This is a genomic window from Streptomyces sp. NPDC001858, assembly GCF_053594615.1.
On sequence record NZ_JBSFEV010000047.1, the window covers coordinates 1 to 15,460 of the forward strand.

The 15,460-nt window shown below is 71.6% G+C and carries 21 protein-coding genes; 6 read left to right on the plus strand and 15 right to left on the minus strand.

Translation table 11 applies throughout. The features are described from left to right. Positions 1 to 107: 107 nt before the first annotated feature. The 5 genes from fabG to ACWCPF_RS39495 all read right to left on the minus strand — a co-directional run bounded on the left by fabG (position 108) and on the right by ACWCPF_RS39495 (position 3,702). The gene (gene fabG, locus ACWCPF_RS39475; RefSeq protein ID WP_451049970.1) at positions 108 to 869 is read right to left on the minus strand and encodes a 3-oxoacyl-ACP reductase FabG; all 762 of its coding nucleotides are present in this window, start codon (positions 867 to 869) and stop codon (positions 108 to 110) included. Positions 870 to 1,077: 208 nt separating this feature from the next. Next, positions 1,078 to 1,497, minus strand: coding sequence for a DUF3037 domain-containing protein (locus tag ACWCPF_RS39480; protein WP_451049971.1), 420 nt, complete (start codon positions 1,495 to 1,497; stop codon positions 1,078 to 1,080). Continuing rightward, complete coding sequence (locus ACWCPF_RS39485) at positions 1,494 to 2,249, minus strand: HipA family kinase (protein WP_451049972.1); 756 nt, start codon at positions 2,247 to 2,249, stop codon at positions 1,494 to 1,496. The genes ACWCPF_RS39480 and ACWCPF_RS39485 overlap by 4 nt, the downstream gene beginning before the upstream one ends. A 141-nt stretch (positions 2,250 to 2,390) precedes the next feature. Next, positions 2,391 to 3,242: an NmrA/HSCARG family protein gene (locus tag ACWCPF_RS39490; protein ID WP_451049973.1), complete on the minus strand. Its 852-nt coding sequence runs from the start codon at positions 3,240 to 3,242 to the stop codon at positions 2,391 to 2,393. 55 nt (positions 3,243 to 3,297) lie between these two features. After that, positions 3,298 to 3,702, minus strand: a complete 405-nt coding sequence (locus ACWCPF_RS39495) for a RidA family protein (RefSeq protein WP_451049974.1) — start codon at positions 3,700 to 3,702, stop codon at positions 3,298 to 3,300. Between the two features lie 302 nt (positions 3,703 to 4,004). Here ACWCPF_RS39495 and ACWCPF_RS39500 point away from each other — a divergent pair, with 302 nt between their 5' ends. Next, positions 4,005 to 4,517 carry a Rieske (2Fe-2S) protein gene (locus ACWCPF_RS39500; RefSeq protein ID WP_451049975.1) on the plus strand — a complete coding sequence of 171 codons (513 nt, stop codon included), beginning with the start codon at positions 4,005 to 4,007 and terminating at the stop codon, positions 4,515 to 4,517. Here the strand turns inward: ACWCPF_RS39500 and ACWCPF_RS39505 are convergent. Next, a complete protein-coding gene (locus ACWCPF_RS39505; RefSeq protein ID WP_451049976.1) occupies positions 4,504 to 5,151 on the minus strand; it encodes a cysteine hydrolase in 648 nt (215 codons plus the stop codon). The two genes, ACWCPF_RS39500 and ACWCPF_RS39505, sit on opposite strands and share 14 nt — an antisense overlap. Before the next feature lie 125 nt (positions 5,152 to 5,276). Here ACWCPF_RS39505 and ACWCPF_RS39510 point away from each other — a divergent pair, with 125 nt between their 5' ends. Next, positions 5,277 to 5,744, plus strand: a complete 468-nt coding sequence (locus ACWCPF_RS39510) for a pyridoxamine 5'-phosphate oxidase family protein (protein ID WP_451049977.1) — start codon at positions 5,277 to 5,279, stop codon at positions 5,742 to 5,744. 25 nt (positions 5,745 to 5,769) lie between these two features. Here the strand turns inward: ACWCPF_RS39510 and ACWCPF_RS39515 are convergent, their stop codons facing one another. Further along, the gene (locus ACWCPF_RS39515) at positions 5,770 to 6,672 is read right to left on the minus strand and encodes a LysR family transcriptional regulator (RefSeq protein ID WP_451049978.1); all 903 of its coding nucleotides are present in this window, start codon (positions 6,670 to 6,672) and stop codon (positions 5,770 to 5,772) included. A 43-nt stretch (positions 6,673 to 6,715) separates the two neighbouring features. Next, positions 6,716 to 8,047: an aminotransferase class I/II-fold pyridoxal phosphate-dependent enzyme gene (locus ACWCPF_RS39520; protein ID WP_451049979.1), complete on the minus strand. Its 1,332-nt coding sequence runs from the start codon at positions 8,045 to 8,047 to the stop codon at positions 6,716 to 6,718. Between the two features lie 35 nt (positions 8,048 to 8,082). Between ACWCPF_RS39520 and ACWCPF_RS39525 the strand changes: the two genes are divergently transcribed. Then, positions 8,083 to 8,769 carry a pyridoxamine 5'-phosphate oxidase family protein gene (locus tag ACWCPF_RS39525; RefSeq protein WP_451049980.1) on the plus strand — a complete coding sequence of 229 codons (687 nt, stop codon included), beginning with the start codon at positions 8,083 to 8,085 and terminating at the stop codon, positions 8,767 to 8,769. Positions 8,770 to 8,778: 9 nt separating this feature from the next. On the opposite strand, the gene ACWCPF_RS39530 is transcribed toward ACWCPF_RS39525, so the two are convergent. Continuing rightward, complete coding sequence (locus ACWCPF_RS39530; protein WP_451049981.1) at positions 8,779 to 9,783, minus strand: EamA family transporter; 1,005 nt, start codon at positions 9,781 to 9,783, stop codon at positions 8,779 to 8,781. 147 nt (positions 9,784 to 9,930) lie between these two features. Then, on the minus strand, positions 9,931 to 10,563 hold the full coding sequence (locus ACWCPF_RS39535) for a Clp protease N-terminal domain-containing protein (protein WP_451049982.1): 633 nt from the start codon (positions 10,561 to 10,563) through the stop codon (positions 9,931 to 9,933). A 200-nt stretch (positions 10,564 to 10,763) separates the two neighbouring features. On the opposite strand from ACWCPF_RS39535, the gene ACWCPF_RS39540 reads away from it, so the two are divergent. Then, positions 10,764 to 10,952 (plus strand): hypothetical protein, encoded by a 189-nt coding sequence (locus tag ACWCPF_RS39540; RefSeq protein WP_451049983.1) that lies wholly within the window; start codon positions 10,764 to 10,766, stop codon positions 10,950 to 10,952. A 136-nt stretch (positions 10,953 to 11,088) separates the two neighbouring features. Beyond that, positions 11,089 to 11,517 (plus strand): type II toxin-antitoxin system Rv0910 family toxin, encoded by a 429-nt coding sequence (locus tag ACWCPF_RS39545; RefSeq protein WP_451049984.1) that lies wholly within the window; start codon positions 11,089 to 11,091, stop codon positions 11,515 to 11,517. A gap of 103 nt (positions 11,518 to 11,620) precedes the next feature. Here ACWCPF_RS39545 and ACWCPF_RS39550 read toward each other — a convergent pair whose 3' ends face one another. After that, positions 11,621 to 12,259: a PadR family transcriptional regulator gene (locus tag ACWCPF_RS39550; protein WP_451049985.1), complete on the minus strand. Its 639-nt coding sequence runs from the start codon at positions 12,257 to 12,259 to the stop codon at positions 11,621 to 11,623. Between the two features lie 100 nt (positions 12,260 to 12,359). On the opposite strand from ACWCPF_RS39550, the gene ACWCPF_RS39555 reads away from it, so the two are divergent. Next, positions 12,360 to 13,163, plus strand: a complete 804-nt coding sequence (locus ACWCPF_RS39555) for an SDR family NAD(P)-dependent oxidoreductase (protein WP_451049986.1) — start codon at positions 12,360 to 12,362, stop codon at positions 13,161 to 13,163. Positions 13,164 to 13,200: 37 nt separating this feature from the next. Here the strand turns inward: ACWCPF_RS39555 and ACWCPF_RS39560 are convergent, their stop codons facing one another. The 4 genes from ACWCPF_RS39560 to ACWCPF_RS39575 form a co-directional block, all read right to left on the minus strand. Then, positions 13,201 to 14,040 (minus strand): class II glutamine amidotransferase, encoded by an 840-nt coding sequence (locus tag ACWCPF_RS39560; protein WP_451049987.1) that lies wholly within the window; start codon positions 14,038 to 14,040, stop codon positions 13,201 to 13,203. Positions 14,041 to 14,108: 68 nt separating this feature from the next. Beyond that, a complete protein-coding gene (locus ACWCPF_RS39565; protein ID WP_451049988.1) occupies positions 14,109 to 14,537 on the minus strand; it encodes a DUF7144 family membrane protein in 429 nt (142 codons plus the stop codon). 53 nt (positions 14,538 to 14,590) lie between these two features. After that, a complete protein-coding gene (locus ACWCPF_RS39570) occupies positions 14,591 to 15,028 on the minus strand; it encodes an SHOCT domain-containing protein (protein WP_451049989.1) in 438 nt (145 codons plus the stop codon). Positions 15,029 to 15,152: 124 nt separating this feature from the next. Continuing rightward, a complete protein-coding gene (locus ACWCPF_RS39575; RefSeq protein ID WP_363174051.1) occupies positions 15,153 to 15,350 on the minus strand; it encodes a hypothetical protein in 198 nt (65 codons plus the stop codon). Positions 15,351 to 15,460 lie beyond the last annotated feature (110 nt).

Sequence of the window (15,460 nt, forward strand, 5' to 3'; positions counted from 1 at the left end):
GCCCCGATACTGGATGTATCGGGGCGATCCCGACAACGCGGCGAGCGTGCGTGCCAGGCGTCGCCGGGCAGACGGGACTTTCGAAACACGCCCTAGTCCGGTCGGTCTTAGTCGAGCGGTCCGCCGGCGACGTACAGCACCTGGCCGGAGACGAAGCCGGCGGCCTCGTTCGTGAAGAAGGCGATCGCGTTGGCGATGTCGTCGGGCTCGCCGACGCGCGCGACCGGGATCTGGGTGGCGGCCGCGGCCTTGAACTCCTCGAAGCCCATGCCGACGCGGGCGGCGGTCGCGGCGGTCATGTCGGTGGCGATGAAGCCGGGGGCGACGGCGTTGGCGGTGATGCCGAACTTGCCGAGCTCGATGGCGAGGGTCTTGGTGAAGCCCTGCAGACCGGCCTTGGCGGCGGAGTAGTTGGCCTGGCCGCGGTTGCCGAGCGCCGAGGAGGAGGACAGGTTGACGACCCGGCCGAAGCCGGCGTCGACCATGTGCTTCTGGACGGCCTTGGTCATCAGGAACGAGCCACGCAGATGCACGTTGAGGACGGTGTCCCAGTCGCCGGTGCTCATCTTGAACAGCAGGTTGTCCCGGAGCACGCCCGCGTTGTTGACGAGGATCGTCGGCGCGCCGAGCTCCGCGACGACACGGGCGATCGCGGCCTCGACCTGGGCCTCGTCGGAGACGTCGGCGCCGACGGCGAGGGCCTTGCCGCCCGCCGCGGTGATCTTCTCGACGGTGTCCTTGCAAGCGGCCTCGTCCAGGTCGACGACGGCTACCGCGCGGCCCTCGGCGGCCAGTCGCACGGCGGTGGCGGCTCCGATGCCGCGCGCCGCGCCCGTGACCACGGCGACCCGCTGCTCATTGGTGGACATTGCTGGTTCTCCTCGCCCTTGAGAATGCCTGACCTGAGAATGCCTGACCCGAAGACAGTCCGACCCGAAGACAGTCCGGTCTGAGGAAGTCCGGCCTGAGGAAGTCCGCTGCGCCCGAGTGGTGAGCAACCGCTTAGTACCTTCGGCAGACGTGACGCTAGAAGCCCTGGCACGCGGTGTCAACGCCACACGACGCCGGTGTGATCCATTACCTCACCAGCAGCTGGAGCAACCGCTCGGTCTCGGCCGCCGGATCGGTGGTCAGCCCGGTGTGCACGGGGCCCGGCTGGACGACCGTCGAGCGGGGCGCGATGAGCCAGCGGAAGCGCCGTCCGGCGTCGTCGTGCGCCGCCTGCCCGGCCGCCGCGCCGCCCGTGCACACGCCCTCGACCGCCCGCAGGGCGGCCCGCACCCCGGCCACGTCCGCCTCCGGGTCCAGCGCGAGGAGCTTCGCCTCGTCGAGATGGGTGCGGGCGCCGACGTAGCCCTGGCCGCGGCAGTACACGAGCACGCCCGCGTTGATGCACTCGCCGCGTTCGACGCGCGGGACGACGCGCAGCAGGGCGTACTCGAAGACGTCCCGGTCGCCGCCCTGGCCCGGCCGGATGATGTGGCGGTCGTCGCTCACTGGATCCCCTTGATGCGGTCGTGGATGACGGCCGCGCGCGCGAGGAGCGGGGCCGCGTAGGCGCGGCGGAGCGCGTCCGGCGTGTCGAAGCCGGGCTCGTCCGCCAGCCAGACGTCGGGGATCTCGGCGGTGACCTCGGCGAGCAGGTCGGTGGTGACCAGCGGCGCGAGCTCGGCCGCCGCGGCCGCGACGTCCGGTGCGAAGGGGGCGAGCGCGTGGTCGCCTGCGTCGTAGGGGCGGGCCGCGGAGGCCTCGGCGGTGGGCCAGTTGTGCTGCCAGATCATGGTGGCCCCGTGGTCGATGAGCCACAGGTCGCCGCGGTGCACCAAAAGGTTGGGGTTGCGCCAGGAGCGGTCGACGTTGTTCACCAGCGCGTCGAACCAGACGATCCGGCCGGCCTCCTCGGGGCTCACGGGGAAGGCGAGCGGGTCGAAGCCGAGGGCTCCGGAGAGGAAGTCCATGCCGAGGTTGGTTCCGCCGCTGGACTTCAGCAACCCCTGCACCTGCTGGTCGGGTTCGCCGAGCCCCAGCAGGACGTCCAGCTCCACGGTCACCAGCCGGGGCACCCGCAGGCCCAGTCTGCGGGCCAGCTCGCCGCAGACGACCTCGGCGACCAGCGTCTTGCGGCCCTGTCCGGCGCCGGTGAACTTCAGGACGTAGATCCCGCGGTCGTCGGCCTCGACGAGCCCCGGCAGCGAACCGCCCTCACGCAGGGGCGTGATGTAGCGGGTCGCAACGACTTTCTTCATCATTTTCCCAGGCTATGCGAGCAACCGGCCTGATGATCAACGGCCACTGTCAGGCGGACTCACCGTGGGAAGCCGGCACCGCGATCAGCCCTCGGGAGACTCCGAGGAGTGTAATCGAGCGTGATCGCCGGCACGGTACTGCTGTCAGTGGGCGCCGGCGAACGCGCCGTGCGCCCAGTCGGCGAAGCTGGTCCAGGCTATTTCCGGGTGGGCCGCATGCAGCGCGGGGATGTCGACGCGGTAACCAGGTCCGTTGAGGAAGGTCCACATGGCGCGCATGTCCGGACTGCCGATGGCCTCCAGCGGTACGTACTCGTGCCGGACGTCGCGTCCCACGGCGGCGCTCAGCGCGGCCGCCATCTGCGCGGGGGTGGGTGCGTCGCCGGCCAGCTCGATGCGCTGCCCGACGTAACGGTCGGGGTGGAGCAGCACCTCGGCCGCGAACGCGCCATGGTCCGGGCGGGCGAGCTGCTGCAACGGCCGGTCGGACGGGAGCGGCAGGTCGAGCACCCCGCCGCGGATGCGCTCCGCGCCGCCGAGCGCGTTGTCGAAGAAGTACGTCGGTCCCAGGACCGTATAGGGCACATCGCCCGCAGCCAGCTCGGCTTCGATGCGGGCCTTGCTGTCGAAATGCGGTACGCCAGTTTCCTGGACGGCTCCGGCCACCGAGCTGAACACGATGTGCGGTACGCGCGTCTCGCGGGCGGCGGCCAGGATCGCCTTCCCCTGGTCCACCTCGGCGTCCACGCCGGACTCGAAGGGAGTGGTGAAGGCGAACAACCCCGCCACCCCGTCCATCGCCGCGGCCAGGGATCCGCGATCGCTCAGGGATCCGGCCACGACCTCCACGCCCCGATCCGCCAGGGTGAGCGCCGCTTTCCGCTCGGGATCACGGACCATCGCCCGGACCGTGGCCCCGCGGCCCAGCAGCGCTTCGGTCACGGCCGCGCCTTGTCCGCCCATTGCGGCAAGCACGAGGATCGGTTTGTCAGCCATCGAAGAACTCTTTCTCTCGGTCGAGAACGCCTCAGCAAGCTCGCGGACAGAACGCCTAGTCCGTCACATCAAGGCGGACGACCGCGCCGATCTCGACGAGCTGGTCGGGAAGCGCCAGGTCGGACACACCCATGACGGTGCTGGTCGGCCGGTGGTCACCGCAGTACGCGGCGTGCAGGCGGGCGACGGTGTCGAAGTTCTCGCGAAGATTCCTGACGAGGACGGTGGTCTCCACGATCTGGCCGCGGGTGGCGCCGAATTCCCCCAGCACCCGATCGAGGTTGCCGAAGGTGGTCTTCACCTGGAGCTCGAAGTCGCCCGCACCGACGAAAGCGCCGGTGCTGTCGTGCGACAACTGTCCGGAGATGTAGAGCGTGTCGCCGGCCTGCACGGCCTGGCTGAACCCGAAAAGGGATTCCCACGGCATTCCGAAGTTGAATCTCTTCGACTGAACGGTCACGGTTCTCTCCCTGCGGTCGCCCGAGCCGTCCGTGCTCGGGCGGGAACCAACAACGACAACGGCTAGGACAAGTGTCGCGCCCAGGGTGTGACAGCGCCTTCCGACCGGGCGGGGACGGCGGCGGCCATCGGTTCGCCCTGCGACCGACAGCTCGGCGACAGCTCTGGCTTACGCCGTGCTCATGTCGAACGGGTCAAGATCTCGACACTGTCCGGACTTGGCGAGGGCGCTGAACAAGCGACGTCCACGGCTCGTACCTCTTGACAGATCCACGCACCCCCTTTGGAAGGGAACCCCCCAGCATGACCAGCGCATCGATCAAGTCCGCGTCGGGGCCTGCCCGCCGTACCGTCGTGACAGCCGCCGGAGCCGCGGGGCTCTCCGTCGCGCTGACCGCGTGCGGCGGCTCCGACGACGACTCGTCGAGCTCGTCCTCGTCGGCCGGCACGTCGGGTTCCAGCGGTTCCACCGGCAGCACCGAGGCCGCGAGCACCGGCGGGACGGGCGGCGGGGACAACGCCGCGGCGGGCGCCGCCCTGACCACGACCGCCGACATACCCGAGGGCGGCGGCAAGGTCTTCGAATCCGAGAAGGTGGTCGTCACCCAGCCGACGGCGGGCACGTACAAGGCGTTCTCCGCGGTGTGCACGCACGCGGGCTGTGCGGTGAAGAGCATCGCCGACGGCGTGATCAACTGCCCGTGCCACAACAGCAACTTCTCGATCACGGACGGCAGCGTGAAGAGCGGTCCCGCGCAGAAGGCGCTGCCGGAGGTGGCGATCACCGTCAGCGGGGACTCGATCACTCTGGCCTGACGGCCGCCGGCCGCAGACAGTCCAGCACCTCGTCCGTGGTCGCGACCGTAGCGACCAATGCGAGGGTGTGACGGATCATCGCGGGGGTGTAGTCGGCAGGCACCCCCGCGATGGCGTCCGACGGCACGACGACCGTGTAACCGCGGTTGACGGCGTCGAAGACGGTGTTCGGGATCGCGACGTTGGCCGAGACCCCGCTCACCACCAGGGTGCGGCAGCCCAGGTTGCGCAGCAGGGCGTCGACCTCGGTGCCCTGGACGGGCGACAGCCCGTGCAGCCGCCGTACGACGAGGTCCTGCTCGGCGGCCTCGATGGGGGGCGCGAGACGGGTCGCGGCGGTACCGCTGAGCTGCTGGACGGGGAAGCGTTCGGCAGCACGGAACAGACGGGCGTTGCGGCTCGCGCCCCGGCCGTCGGGGCGGCGTTCGGCGATGGCGTGCACGACCTGGACACCGCGTCCGTGCGCGGCGTCGACCAGCCGGCCCACGTTGGCGAGGGCACCCGACTCCCGGGCGACGGCGGCGAGTTGGGGCAGTGCGGCGCCGGGGCCGACGACACCGCGCTGACACTCCACCGTGAGCAGCACGGTGGAGTCGGGGTCGAGGAGGTCCCGGAGCTCTTCGGACGACGGCACGACTCCCCCTGGTGTCGGGACACTTGCTTTTCTGACACAGTGTCAGAAAAGTCGTACTGGTAAGCAGTATCAGGGGAAGCAGTACACGGGAAGCAGTGACAAGAGAAAATCAATGAGGGGGCCGGATGACCGTGACACAGCGCAGGGGCCGGAAGATCATGATGACGTCGGGCGAACTGGACGCGTTCCTCGCCGACCAGCGCACCTGTCGGGTCGCGACGGTGTCCGCCGACGGCGCCCCGCACGTCAGCGCCCTGTGGTTCCTCTGGGACGGCACCGCGCTCTGGCTCTACTCGGTCGTGCGCAGCAAGCGCTGGGCGGACCTGCGCCGCGATCCTCGGATCGCGATCGTGGTCGACACGGGCGAGGAGTACGACGCGCTGCGCGGCGTCGAGCTGTCCGGCACCGTGGAGTTCGTGGGCGAGGCCCCGCGCGTCGGCGAACTGTGCGCCGAACTCGACGCCGTGGAGACGCTGTTCGCCCGCAAGAACTTCGGCCTGGACGCGATGCCGCACGACGGCCGGCACGCGTGGGTGCGACTGACCCCGGCCAAGATCGTGTCCTGGGACTTCAGCAAACTGGGCGGCGCCTAGCCGCCCGTCCGGGGGCGGCTCGGGCTCAGGTCAGCGACCGGCCCGCCGCCTGGAGCGCCCCGACCGCGGCCCGGATCGACGGGCGGCGGTCGGCGTCCGCCCGCCAGACCACGTACACATGCCGGCGCACGCGCTGGCGCAGCGGGACCAGCACGACTCCCTCGGGCACCGGGTGACGTCCGAGCAGGGGCGCGATGCAGACGCCCAACCCGGAGGCCACCAGCCCGAGTTGGGTGTGCGTCTCGCCCGCCCGGTGGCCGATGATCGGCTCGATTCCCCGCGAGCGCAGCGTGAACATCAGCCACTCGTGGCAGAACTCGCCCTCGCCCCAGGTGATCCACTCGTCCTCGGCGAACTCCCCGAGGTCCACCTCGTCCCGGCCCGCGAGGGGATGCGCGGCCGGCATGGCGACATCGGCGGGATCGTCGAGCACGGACGCCCTGACCAGGCCGTCCGGCAGCGGCATCGGCTTGTTGTACCAGTCCAGGCCGACGGCGAGGTCGAGGTCGCCCCGCACGACGTCGGCGATGCCGCGCTCAGGTTCCCTCTCGCACGAGCGCAGCCGCAGCGCGGGGTGCGCCTTGCGCAGCGCGGCCAGGGCGACGGGAAACAGCCCCCGCGCCGCCGTCGGGAACGCGGACAGCCGCAACTCCCCCGCCACCTGCCCGCGTTGGGCCTCCAGATCGACCTGGGCGAGCTCGACCTGGGACAGGATCCGGGAGGCGTGGTCGGCGAGCAGCCGGCCCGCGTCCGTCAGCCGTACGCCCCGCCCCTGCTTGGCGAGCAGTTGCTGCCCGACCTCCCGCTCCAGCTTGGCCAGTTGCTGCGAGACGGCCGAGGTGGTGATGTGCAGGCCCAGCGCGGCGGCGCTGACCGATCCGTGCCGGGCGAGGGCGTCGAGGGTGCGCAGGCGCTCCAGGTTCAACATGTAAGCGATGCTACGAGATGCCCGTCGAGAATCGTCGTCTGCGCTACACGTACCCGCGCCCGGGCGACGCCCGCACCGCGGCGGCGACCGCGTCCGCCAGCACCGCGATCTCCTCCTGCGTCAACGTCGACACGGTGATCCGGATCCCGGGCGGAGCCTGGATCCGGAACCGCGCCCCCGGTGCGACCGCCCACCCCGCGTGCAGCAGGGCGGCGACCGCCCCCGTCTCGTCCGGCACGGGGACCCACACGTTCATCCCGCTGCGCCCGTACGCCTCCACGCCTCGTCCGGCGAGCGCCGCGATCAGCCCGTCCCGCCGGCTGCCGTACGCCGCCGCCACCGCCCGTGTGTCCACCGCGCCGTCGGCCCACAGCCGCAGGACGGCCCGCTGGGTGATCCGGCTGACCCAGCCGGGCCCGAGCCGCTGCCGGCCGCGGACCCGCTCCAGGGTGACGTCGTCCCCGGCGAGGACGGCGAACCGCAGGTCGGGCCCGTAGGCCTTGGCGGCCGAGCGCACGAAGGCCCAGTGCCGGGTGACGCCGGCGAGGGGGTGCAGGGGGAGGTCGACGATCCGGTGACCGTGGTCGTCCTCGACGAGCAGCGTCCGCGGATGTTCCCGCAGGACGGCGCGCAGCGCACGCGCGCGTGCGGCGGTCAGCGCGGCGCCGGTCGGGTTCTGCGCCCGGTCGGTGACGACGAGGGCGCTCGCCCCGGCCGCCAGGGCACGGCGTACGTCCTCGGGCAGCGGTCCGTCGTCGTCGAGGCGGACCGGGACCGGGCGCAGCCCGAGGGCGGGCACGAGGTCGAGCAGAGAGCCCCAGCCGGGATCCTCGACGGCCACGGTGTCCCCCGGCCGCAGATGGGCGGCGAGGACGCGTTCGATCGCGTCCAGCGAGCCGGAGGCGACGGCCACCGGCCCGGCAGGCACGCCGTCCGCGTCCAGGTCGGCCCGGGCCAGGCGGGCCAGCTCGGGTTCGACCGGGGCGTGCCCGTACAGGACCGGCTCCCGGTCGCCCTGCGCGGCGGCCCATGCGAACGCCGGCCCCAACGGGGGCAGCAGGGCCGTGTCCGGGTTGCCGGCGGCCGCGTCCCGCACCCCCGCGGGCACCTCGACGCGGATGAACTCGCGCCCGGTCGTGGCGGGCTTCGACCGCACCCGGCTGCCCCGGCGGCCGTCGGTCTCGATCACCCCGCGCTCGCGCAGGGTGCGATAGGCGGCCGCGACGGTGTTCGGGTTCACCCCCAGCGTTCCGGCCAACTCCCGCATGGGCGGTAGCAGTTGGCCGGGCCGCAGCTCACCGGCGCTCACCGCCGCCTCCACGCTCGCGGAAATGTCTGCTGCGCGCCGACCCTCGATCGGATACTCTCCTAGCACAAAGACCATTATGCACTAGAGCAATGGAGAACGCCATGCAGGGGACCCAGGAGCCGACGACACGGGCCGCCGCCTACACCCCGACCGACCGCACGATCCCCACCCGGGCCCCGCAGCGGGCGTCCTACGACAAGGACCTGGTGCACGCGATTCTCGACGAGGGCTGCATCTGCCACCTCGGCTTCGTCCGCGACGGCGCGCCCGTCGTGCTGCCGACGCTGTACGCGCGGGTCGGGGAGACGCTCTATCTGCACGGCTCGACGGGCTCGCGCCCGCTGCGCATGACGGGACAGGCGGACCCGGGGCTCCCGGTGTGCGTGACGGTGACGCATGTCGACGGTCTGGTGCTGGCCCGCTCCGCCTTCCACCACTCGATCAACTACCGCTCGGTCGTGGCGCACGGCATCGCCTACGACGTGACCGACCCGCAGGAGAAGCGCAGCGCGCTCGACGCCCTCGTCGACAGCGCCGTCCCGGGCCGGTCCGCCGACTCGCGCCCCGCCAACAAGAAGGAACTGGCGGCGACCGCCGTGATCCGCCTCGACCTGAACGAGGTCTCGGCCAAGAGCCGCACCGGCGGGGTGAACGACGAGCCGGCGGACCTCGCCCTCCCGCACTGGGCCGGCGTCCTCCCGCTGCGCAAGGGCTACGGCGTCCCGCTGCCGGAGGCCGACCTCGCCCCCGGCACCGCGCTCCCCGACTACCTCTCGGCGACGGCCTGAGGGCCCGCCTCAGGCGGCCGTTCCGCGCGCCGACGGCTCTCTTTCGGGGTGGCCGGCGGCCACCGGCTCCGGCGAGCCCTTGGCGGGAGCGGACGACTGCGCGATGAACGCGCCGAGCAACACCACCGCCCCGCCGACGAGTTGCGGCGCCGAGAGACGCTCGCCGAGCAGCACCCACGCCAGGACGGTCGCGACGACCGCCTCCAGACACGCCACCACCCCGGCGACCTGCGGGGAGAGCCGGCGCACGGACACCACGCCGGTGACGTAGGCGACGACCGTCGCGATCAGCACGATCCAGGCCAGCAGCAGCCAGGCGGGCACCTCGGCGCCGTTCATGCCGGCGGTGTGCGCGAGCACGGACCACTCCATGCCCCACGGACGGGCGACGACGGTCAGCACGAGGGCGCCCACGAGGAGGCCGTAGGCGATCACGCCCAGCGGGTCGGGGGCGTCGTCGCCCAGGCCGCTGCCCTGGTCGGACAGGACGAAGTAGCCGACCTGGCAGCAGGCCGCCGCGAGCGCGAGCAGCAGCCCGAAGGCGTCGAAGCCCAGCCCCGACCAGATCTCCACGACACAGGCCAGTCCGCCCACCGCGAGGGCCACACCGAGCGCGGCGGCACGCGTCACGGGCCGGCCCTGCACGAACCGCACCCAGCCCAGCACCAGAGCGGGCGCGAGGTACTCCACGAGCAGCGCGACGCCGACGGGGATCCGGGAGATGGAGGCGAAGTAGAACGCCTGCACTCCGGCCACGCCGAGCAGCCCGAACCCGGCGAGCAGCGCGGGGCGGGTGCGCAGCAGCGCGCGATGACGCCAGGCGAGCGGCAGCATCACCAGGGCCGCGCCGGTCACCCGCAGCCACACCCCGTGCAGCGGGTCCAGGCCCGCCTCGATCAGCGGCTTGGCCGCGACCCCGGATCCGCCGAAGGCGACGGCCGATCCGACCGCCAGACCGAGCCCGATGCCCTTTCCACGGTCGCCCTGACTGCTCACAGACGTATGCACCGGCACATGATGACAGGCGATGACATGAGCGTCACCCTCGTTGACACCTGTCTCACCGGCCGGACGGCACGGGAGCGGACGGCACGGGACCGGAGCGGGCCTGTCGGGATCGGACGGGACCGGACCGGACGGGACCGGGCAGAGCGGGGCGGGTCAGCGGTCGAGGCCCCCGCCCTCGATCGGACCGCCGTCGCTCAGACCGTCCTGACCCAGTCCGTCCTGACCCAGACCGTCCTCGCCCAGTCCGTCCGCGATGAGAGCGTCCGCGATGAGACCGTCTTCGATCCGGGCGCGCAGTTCGTACACGTCGACGCCGGCCCGGGTGAGCACCTCGACGGCCCGCGCCTGCGGGTCCTCGACGATCGCCAGGAGCAGATCGACGCCACGGGCGGGCGCGCCGTCGCGCAGAAGGGCCCGCACGCACGCGTGCTCGAGCGCGATCGCGGCCAGCGGCGAGAAGCCCTCGACGACGGTCACGACGGGCAGGGCGCCGGAGTCCTCGACTCCGCTCTGCCAGCGCAGGCCGTAGCCGATGCTGCGCTGGACCAGGTAGCCGAGCAGCCGGGCGAGCTGGGGACCGCCGGTGAAGGCGGCGCGGACCTGGGGGTCCTGTTCCAGGAGCGAGTGCAGCAGGTGGGCGGTGTCGATCTGGCGGTCCCCGTCTCTGACCGCCCGGCGGCGGGCGGCGGCGAGCGCCGCCGCGGGCTCGGCACCGAGCCTGGGATCGTCGTCCATGCCGTGCGCCGCCTGGTCGCGCGGCGACTGCCGGGGAATACGGGGTTGCACATCCCCTACCCCATCAGTCCCGACCGGATCCGGTCATCCCCGGCAGGAAGCATCTTGGCGTCCCACGCAATGCGGACCCTGGGCTCCGCAATCTCCTCCTCACGGATGAGATCAGACCGTTTCCCGTGCAAAGGCGCGCGCCGCGTTGCACTGCGCCCCTCGTGCAACCGTCGAGCCCCGCCCGCACGTCCCCCACGGACATGGAGAGCGCGTGCTGGCTGGTGACCCTGCCGGCGATCGACGGCCGACAGTACGTCTACCGGGTCTACGCCCCCGCGGACGCGCTGCCCGCCGACCTCTTCTGGCAGGCCTGGCACTCTCACGACGAGGGGCCGTTCCCGCGCGCGTGGGACGTATTCGACGCGGCGGTGATCCGCCGGCTGGCCTGACGCCCCGACCGACGACTCGGCCCACGACTTGGCTGACGGTTCATCAGTATTGAATGTTCGCGGCCTTGGGGCTACTTTCCGCGACGACGCAGCCGAGTCGCCCGACATGAAGAGCCCGACACGAAGAGGTGGTCGCATGGCCGAGATCAGCGCCGAGGCACGCATCCAGGCACCGGCCGAGCAGGTGTGGGCCCAGCTCACCGACTGGCCGAAGTACGGGGAGTGGAACGCGACCCACACCAACTTCCCCAAGGGCGGCCCCGAGACCCTCGAACTGGGCGCGACCTTCCAGGAGAACATGAAGCTCATGGGCTTCCCCGCGGAGGTCGAGTGGACCGTCGCGGAACTGGAGCCGGCCCGGGTGCTCGCGATCCGCGGGAAGGGTCCGATGGCGGTGTCCGTGGCCACCCGCTACACCCTGACCCCCGACGGCGACGGCACGACGGTCCGCATCGACGGCGAGTTCACGGGCGCGGCCGTGTCGCTGATGGCGGGCAAGCTCAAGGACTCGGGGACGGCGGCCCTGAACGAGTCGCTGCGCAAGCTGGGCGCACTGGTGGTCTGAGACAGGACTCCGAGGCAGGACAGAGCTACGCGCGCGTGAACGCGAAGGCGCCCCGCGGACGATCCACGGGGCGCCTTCCTCCTCAGTCCTGGGGAGTCCGTCGTCAGTCCTCGTCGGCGAGGATCAGGTACAGCTTCTTGCGGGCGTCGTTGATGACCGCGAGCGCCTTCTCGCGCTGCTCCTTGCTGCCGGTCTTCCAGACCTGCCCGAAGGCCTCCATCAGACCGACGCCGGCCTGGCGGATCTCGGTGAGAGCCTCCCAGTCGACCCCGCGCGTGGCCTCTTCCCAGGGGGCCTCGGGCCCCTCCTCGGCCGCCGTGCGGCCCTCGCCGGTGAGCGAGAACAGCTTCTTGCCGCCGTCGCTCTCACTGCTGATCAGGCCCTCGTCCTCCAGGAGCTGGAGGGTCGGGTACACCGAGCCCGGGCTGGGCTTCCACGCCCCGCCGCTGCGTTCGGCGATCTCCTGGATCATCTCGTAGCCGTGCATCGGCCGGTCCTTGAGCAGGGCCAGGATCGAGGCCCGTACGTCACCTCGCCGCGCCCTCCCCCTGGGCCCGCCGCGCCCTCGCCCGCCCCAGGGGCCGGGACCGAAGCCGGGTCCCCCGAAGCCGGGACCGAAGCCCGGGCCACCGGGACCGCCCGGGCCGAAGGGCCCGAAGGCCGCACGCCGTCCGTCGAAGCCGCCGCGGCCGCGCCGGGGGCCGTCCTGTCCATGTCCACGCTCGAATCCGTGGGTACGCATCGCAAACCACTCCTTCATTCCATCGTTGATCTGTCGCGATGCGTCAACGATATATCGGAACAGGTCGCTTGGCAAGGCCCTCGCGTTCTAGGGTGCGGACATGACATCGCGCACCGCCTCAGCCGCCACCTCAGACGCCTACCTCTCCGAACTGTTCTCGCTGGACGGCCGGGTCGCCGTGGTGACCGGCGGCAGTTCCGGCATCGGCCGGGCCATCGCCGGGGCGCTGGCGCGGGCCGGCGCGAGCACGGTGATCGTGGCCCGCAAGGAGGCCGAGCTGGCCGCCACGGTCGAGGAGCTGACGGTGGACGGCTGCCGGGCGGGCCGGGTGAGCGCCGACCTGAGCACCCGGGACGGGGTGCGCGCGGCGGCCGAGCAGGCGGTCGAGGTGTTCGGCGAGCCGGACATCCTCGTCAACTGCGCCGGGATCAACCTGCGGCCCCCGATGGACGAGCTCGACGAGGACGTCTGGGACGCCACGATGGCGCTCAACCTGGACGCGCCCTACCTGCTGGGCCGGCGGTTCGGGCCCGGCATGGCCGAACGGGGCTTCGGGCGGATCATCCACATCACCTCGCAGCAGGCACACCGCGCGTTCGTGCGGAGCGGCGCCTACGGGGTCTCCAAGGGGGCGCTGGAGTCGCTGGCCCGCTCGCAGGCGGAGGCGTGGTCGCCGTACGGGGTCACCTGCAACACGCTGGTGCCCGGCTTCGTCATGACGCCGCTCAACGCGCGGTTGTCGTCCGACCCCGAGAAGGTGGCGGCGCTGGCCGCGCGCACGATGGTCGGGCGCAACGGCCTGGCCGAGGACTTCGCCGGCGCGGCCGTGTTCCTGGCGAGCCGCGCCTCCGGCTATGTCACCGGCCAGGCCCTGTTCGTCGACGGCGGGTTCTCCGTCCACTGAGCCGAGCCCGCGAGGACGGTGGCGCGGTCGCCGCGCGCTACGCCGCCTGCGGGGCGAACTGGACGATGTCGTCCACGCCGGGCTGGACCACGCCGTAGGTGCCCTCGGGGACCTTGTTCCAGGCGCCGGGCAGATCGCCCAGGGGCTCGGAGACGATGAGGCGGGTGTCGTCGGAGACCTCGCGCAGGAACTCCATGTCGGGGTGGAGCGCCCGGAGCGTCTCCACGCGGGTGCTGTAGAACAGCGAGCGGGACTCTCCCTGGCTGGAGTAGCGGAACGCCCACAGCCGTCGTCCGTCGGTCACCGCGATGGTCATCTGGAGCGGGAACTCCACGCCGTGCTCGTGGCCGACGCGTTCCACCAGGCCCGCCATCCGCGCGACGGCGCCCGGCGGGTCCTCCTCCAGGCCCAGGGTGAGCGCCAGGAAGAACATCATCTCGGAGTCCGTCGACCCCTCGATGTCGGGGAAGAGCACCGGGTCGACGGCGAGCGCGAGGTCCCGGTGGATCAGATGGAAGTCGGCGATCGCACCGTTGTGCATCCACATCCAGCGACCGTGCCGGAACGGGTGGGAGTTCGTCTGCTGCACCGCCGTGCCCGTCGAGGCCCGGATGTGGGCGAAGAACATCGGCGAGCGGACATGACCGGCGATCTCCCGCAGATTGCGGTTGCTCCAGGCCGGGCCGATCTCCCGGACGACCGCGGGGCTCCCGTCGTCGGCGTCGTCCGCGTACCAGCCGATGCCGAAGCCGTCGCCGTTCGTCGTCTCGACGCCCATCCGGGAGTGCAGGCTCTGGTCGATCAGCGAGTGGGCCGGTCGGTAGAGAATCGTTTCGAGCAGGACTGGAGTGCCCGAGTAGGCAAGCCATCGGCACATCGTCTATCGCCTTCCTGAAGACACCGGGCGGGGCGGGCGGGGCGGGCGGGCCGGACGGGCCGGGCCGGTCATCGCGCGGACCTGTCCGGCTTCACCACGCACAGCGCCCAGATGACGAACGCGGAGAACGCGATCATCACGACGGACCAGACCGGGTAGTACGGCAGGGAGAGGAAGTTGGCGACGATGATCAGCCCGGCGACGGCCACGCCCGAGACCCGCGCCCACATCGCCCCCTGGAACAGCCCCAGGCTGATGAGCACGGCGACCACGCCCAGGGCGAGGTGGACCCAGCCCCAGCCGGTGACGTCGAACGCGAAGACGTAGTTGCGGGTCGTGACGAAGATGTCGTCCTCGGCGATCCCCATCACGCCGCGGAAGATGCCGAGCACGCCGGCGAGCATGAGCGTGACGGCGGCGAAGATCATCAGGCCCTGGGCCCACTGCTGTTTGGCCGTGTGCCGCCCGGCCGACGGCGTGGTGTGTGACGCGGTCATCCCGTTGCCTCGATTCGGTGTCGTCGTTCGACGCGTGCGCGGACGTGCGGGGCTCAGCGGCCGGAGCCGGAGCCGCTCAGCACCAGCTGCTTCGCCTTGGTGAACTCCTCGTCCGTGATGTCGCCGCGGGCGCGGATCTCGGAGAGCCGGGCGAGTTCGTCGACGCTGCTGGAGCCGCCGTCGCCGCCCTTGGCGGTCTCGCGGACGTAGCTGTCGAAGGCCTTCTGCTGGTCACGCGCCTGCTTGATCTCCCGGCGCCCCATCCCCTTGCCCCGCGCGATGACGTAAACGAACACGCCCAGGAACGGCAGGACGATGCAGAACACCAGCCAGCCCGCCTTGGCCCAGCCGCTGAGGTCGTCGTCCCGGAAGATGTCGACGATGCAGCGGAACAGCAGGACGAACCACATGATCCACAGGAAGAACACCAGCATGGTCCAGAAGGCGCTCAGCAGCGGATAGTCGTACGCGAGGTACGTGTCCCCATTCATCTGTCTCCTCCGTCCCGGGCCTGCGCCCGAAAACCCGAAGTGCCTGCCGCTCCCACCCTGCACAGGGCGAGCGCCGGGCGTCCTCACCCCGGACGGGTGAGACCGCCCCGGGCAGAGGCCGGCGTCACTCCGGCAGTTGGCGCATCTCCAGGACCCGCAGGCCCAGGGACTGACAGCGGGCCAGCAGCCCGTACAGGTGCGCCTCGTCGACGACGTATCCGAACAGCACGGTCTGCCCGGACATGACCACATGCTCCAGTTCCGGGAATGCCCTGGTCAGCGCCTCCGACAGATGTCCGTCGACGCGGATCTCGTAGCGCATGTGCTGCTCCCCCGGGATGGCCTGGGACGGCGGACCGCGCTCTGTCCCCCGATCCTCCGCCCACGACGGGCGCCCGTCCTCACCCCACACAGGTGATGTCCGCCCGCACC

Excerpts from the sequence above, each read along its gene's own strand:
- ACWCPF_RS39575 (WP_363174051.1), bottom strand. The coding sequence starts at position 15,350 with ATGCGCTACGAGATCCGCGTCGACGGACATCTGTCGGAGGCGCTGACC.
- ACWCPF_RS39500 (WP_451049975.1), top strand. The coding sequence starts at position 4,005 with ATGACCAGCGCATCGATCAAGTCCGCGTCGGGGCCTGCCCGCCGTACC.
- ACWCPF_RS39540 (WP_451049983.1), top strand. The coding sequence starts at position 10,764 with ATGGAGAGCGCGTGCTGGCTGGTGACCCTGCCGGCGATCGACGGCCGA.
- ACWCPF_RS39565 (WP_451049988.1), bottom strand. The coding sequence starts at position 14,537 with ATGACCGCGTCACACACCACGCCGTCGGCCGGGCGGCACACGGCCAAA.
- ACWCPF_RS39545 (WP_451049984.1), top strand. The coding sequence starts at position 11,089 with ATGGCCGAGATCAGCGCCGAGGCACGCATCCAGGCACCGGCCGAGCAG.
- ACWCPF_RS39550 (WP_451049985.1), bottom strand. The coding sequence starts at position 12,259 with ATGCGTACCCACGGATTCGAGCGTGGACATGGACAGGACGGCCCCCGG.
- ACWCPF_RS39510 (WP_451049977.1), top strand. The coding sequence starts at position 5,277 with ATGACCGTGACACAGCGCAGGGGCCGGAAGATCATGATGACGTCGGGC.
- ACWCPF_RS39490 (WP_451049973.1), bottom strand. The coding sequence starts at position 3,242 with ATGGCTGACAAACCGATCCTCGTGCTTGCCGCAATGGGCGGACAAGGC.
- ACWCPF_RS39560 (WP_451049987.1), bottom strand. The coding sequence starts at position 14,040 with ATGTGCCGATGGCTTGCCTACTCGGGCACTCCAGTCCTGCTCGAAACG.
- ACWCPF_RS39485 (WP_451049972.1), bottom strand. The coding sequence starts at position 2,249 with ATGATGAAGAAAGTCGTTGCGACCCGCTACATCACGCCCCTGCGTGAG.
- fabG (WP_451049970.1), bottom strand. The coding sequence starts at position 869 with ATGTCCACCAATGAGCAGCGGGTCGCCGTGGTCACGGGCGCGGCGCGC.
- ACWCPF_RS39515 (WP_451049978.1), bottom strand. The coding sequence starts at position 6,672 with ATGTTGAACCTGGAGCGCCTGCGCACCCTCGACGCCCTCGCCCGGCAC.
- ACWCPF_RS39570 (WP_451049989.1), bottom strand. The coding sequence starts at position 15,028 with ATGAATGGGGACACGTACCTCGCGTACGACTATCCGCTGCTGAGCGCC.
- ACWCPF_RS39525 (WP_451049980.1), top strand. The coding sequence starts at position 8,083 with ATGCAGGGGACCCAGGAGCCGACGACACGGGCCGCCGCCTACACCCCG.
- ACWCPF_RS39555 (WP_451049986.1), top strand. The coding sequence starts at position 12,360 with ATGACATCGCGCACCGCCTCAGCCGCCACCTCAGACGCCTACCTCTCC.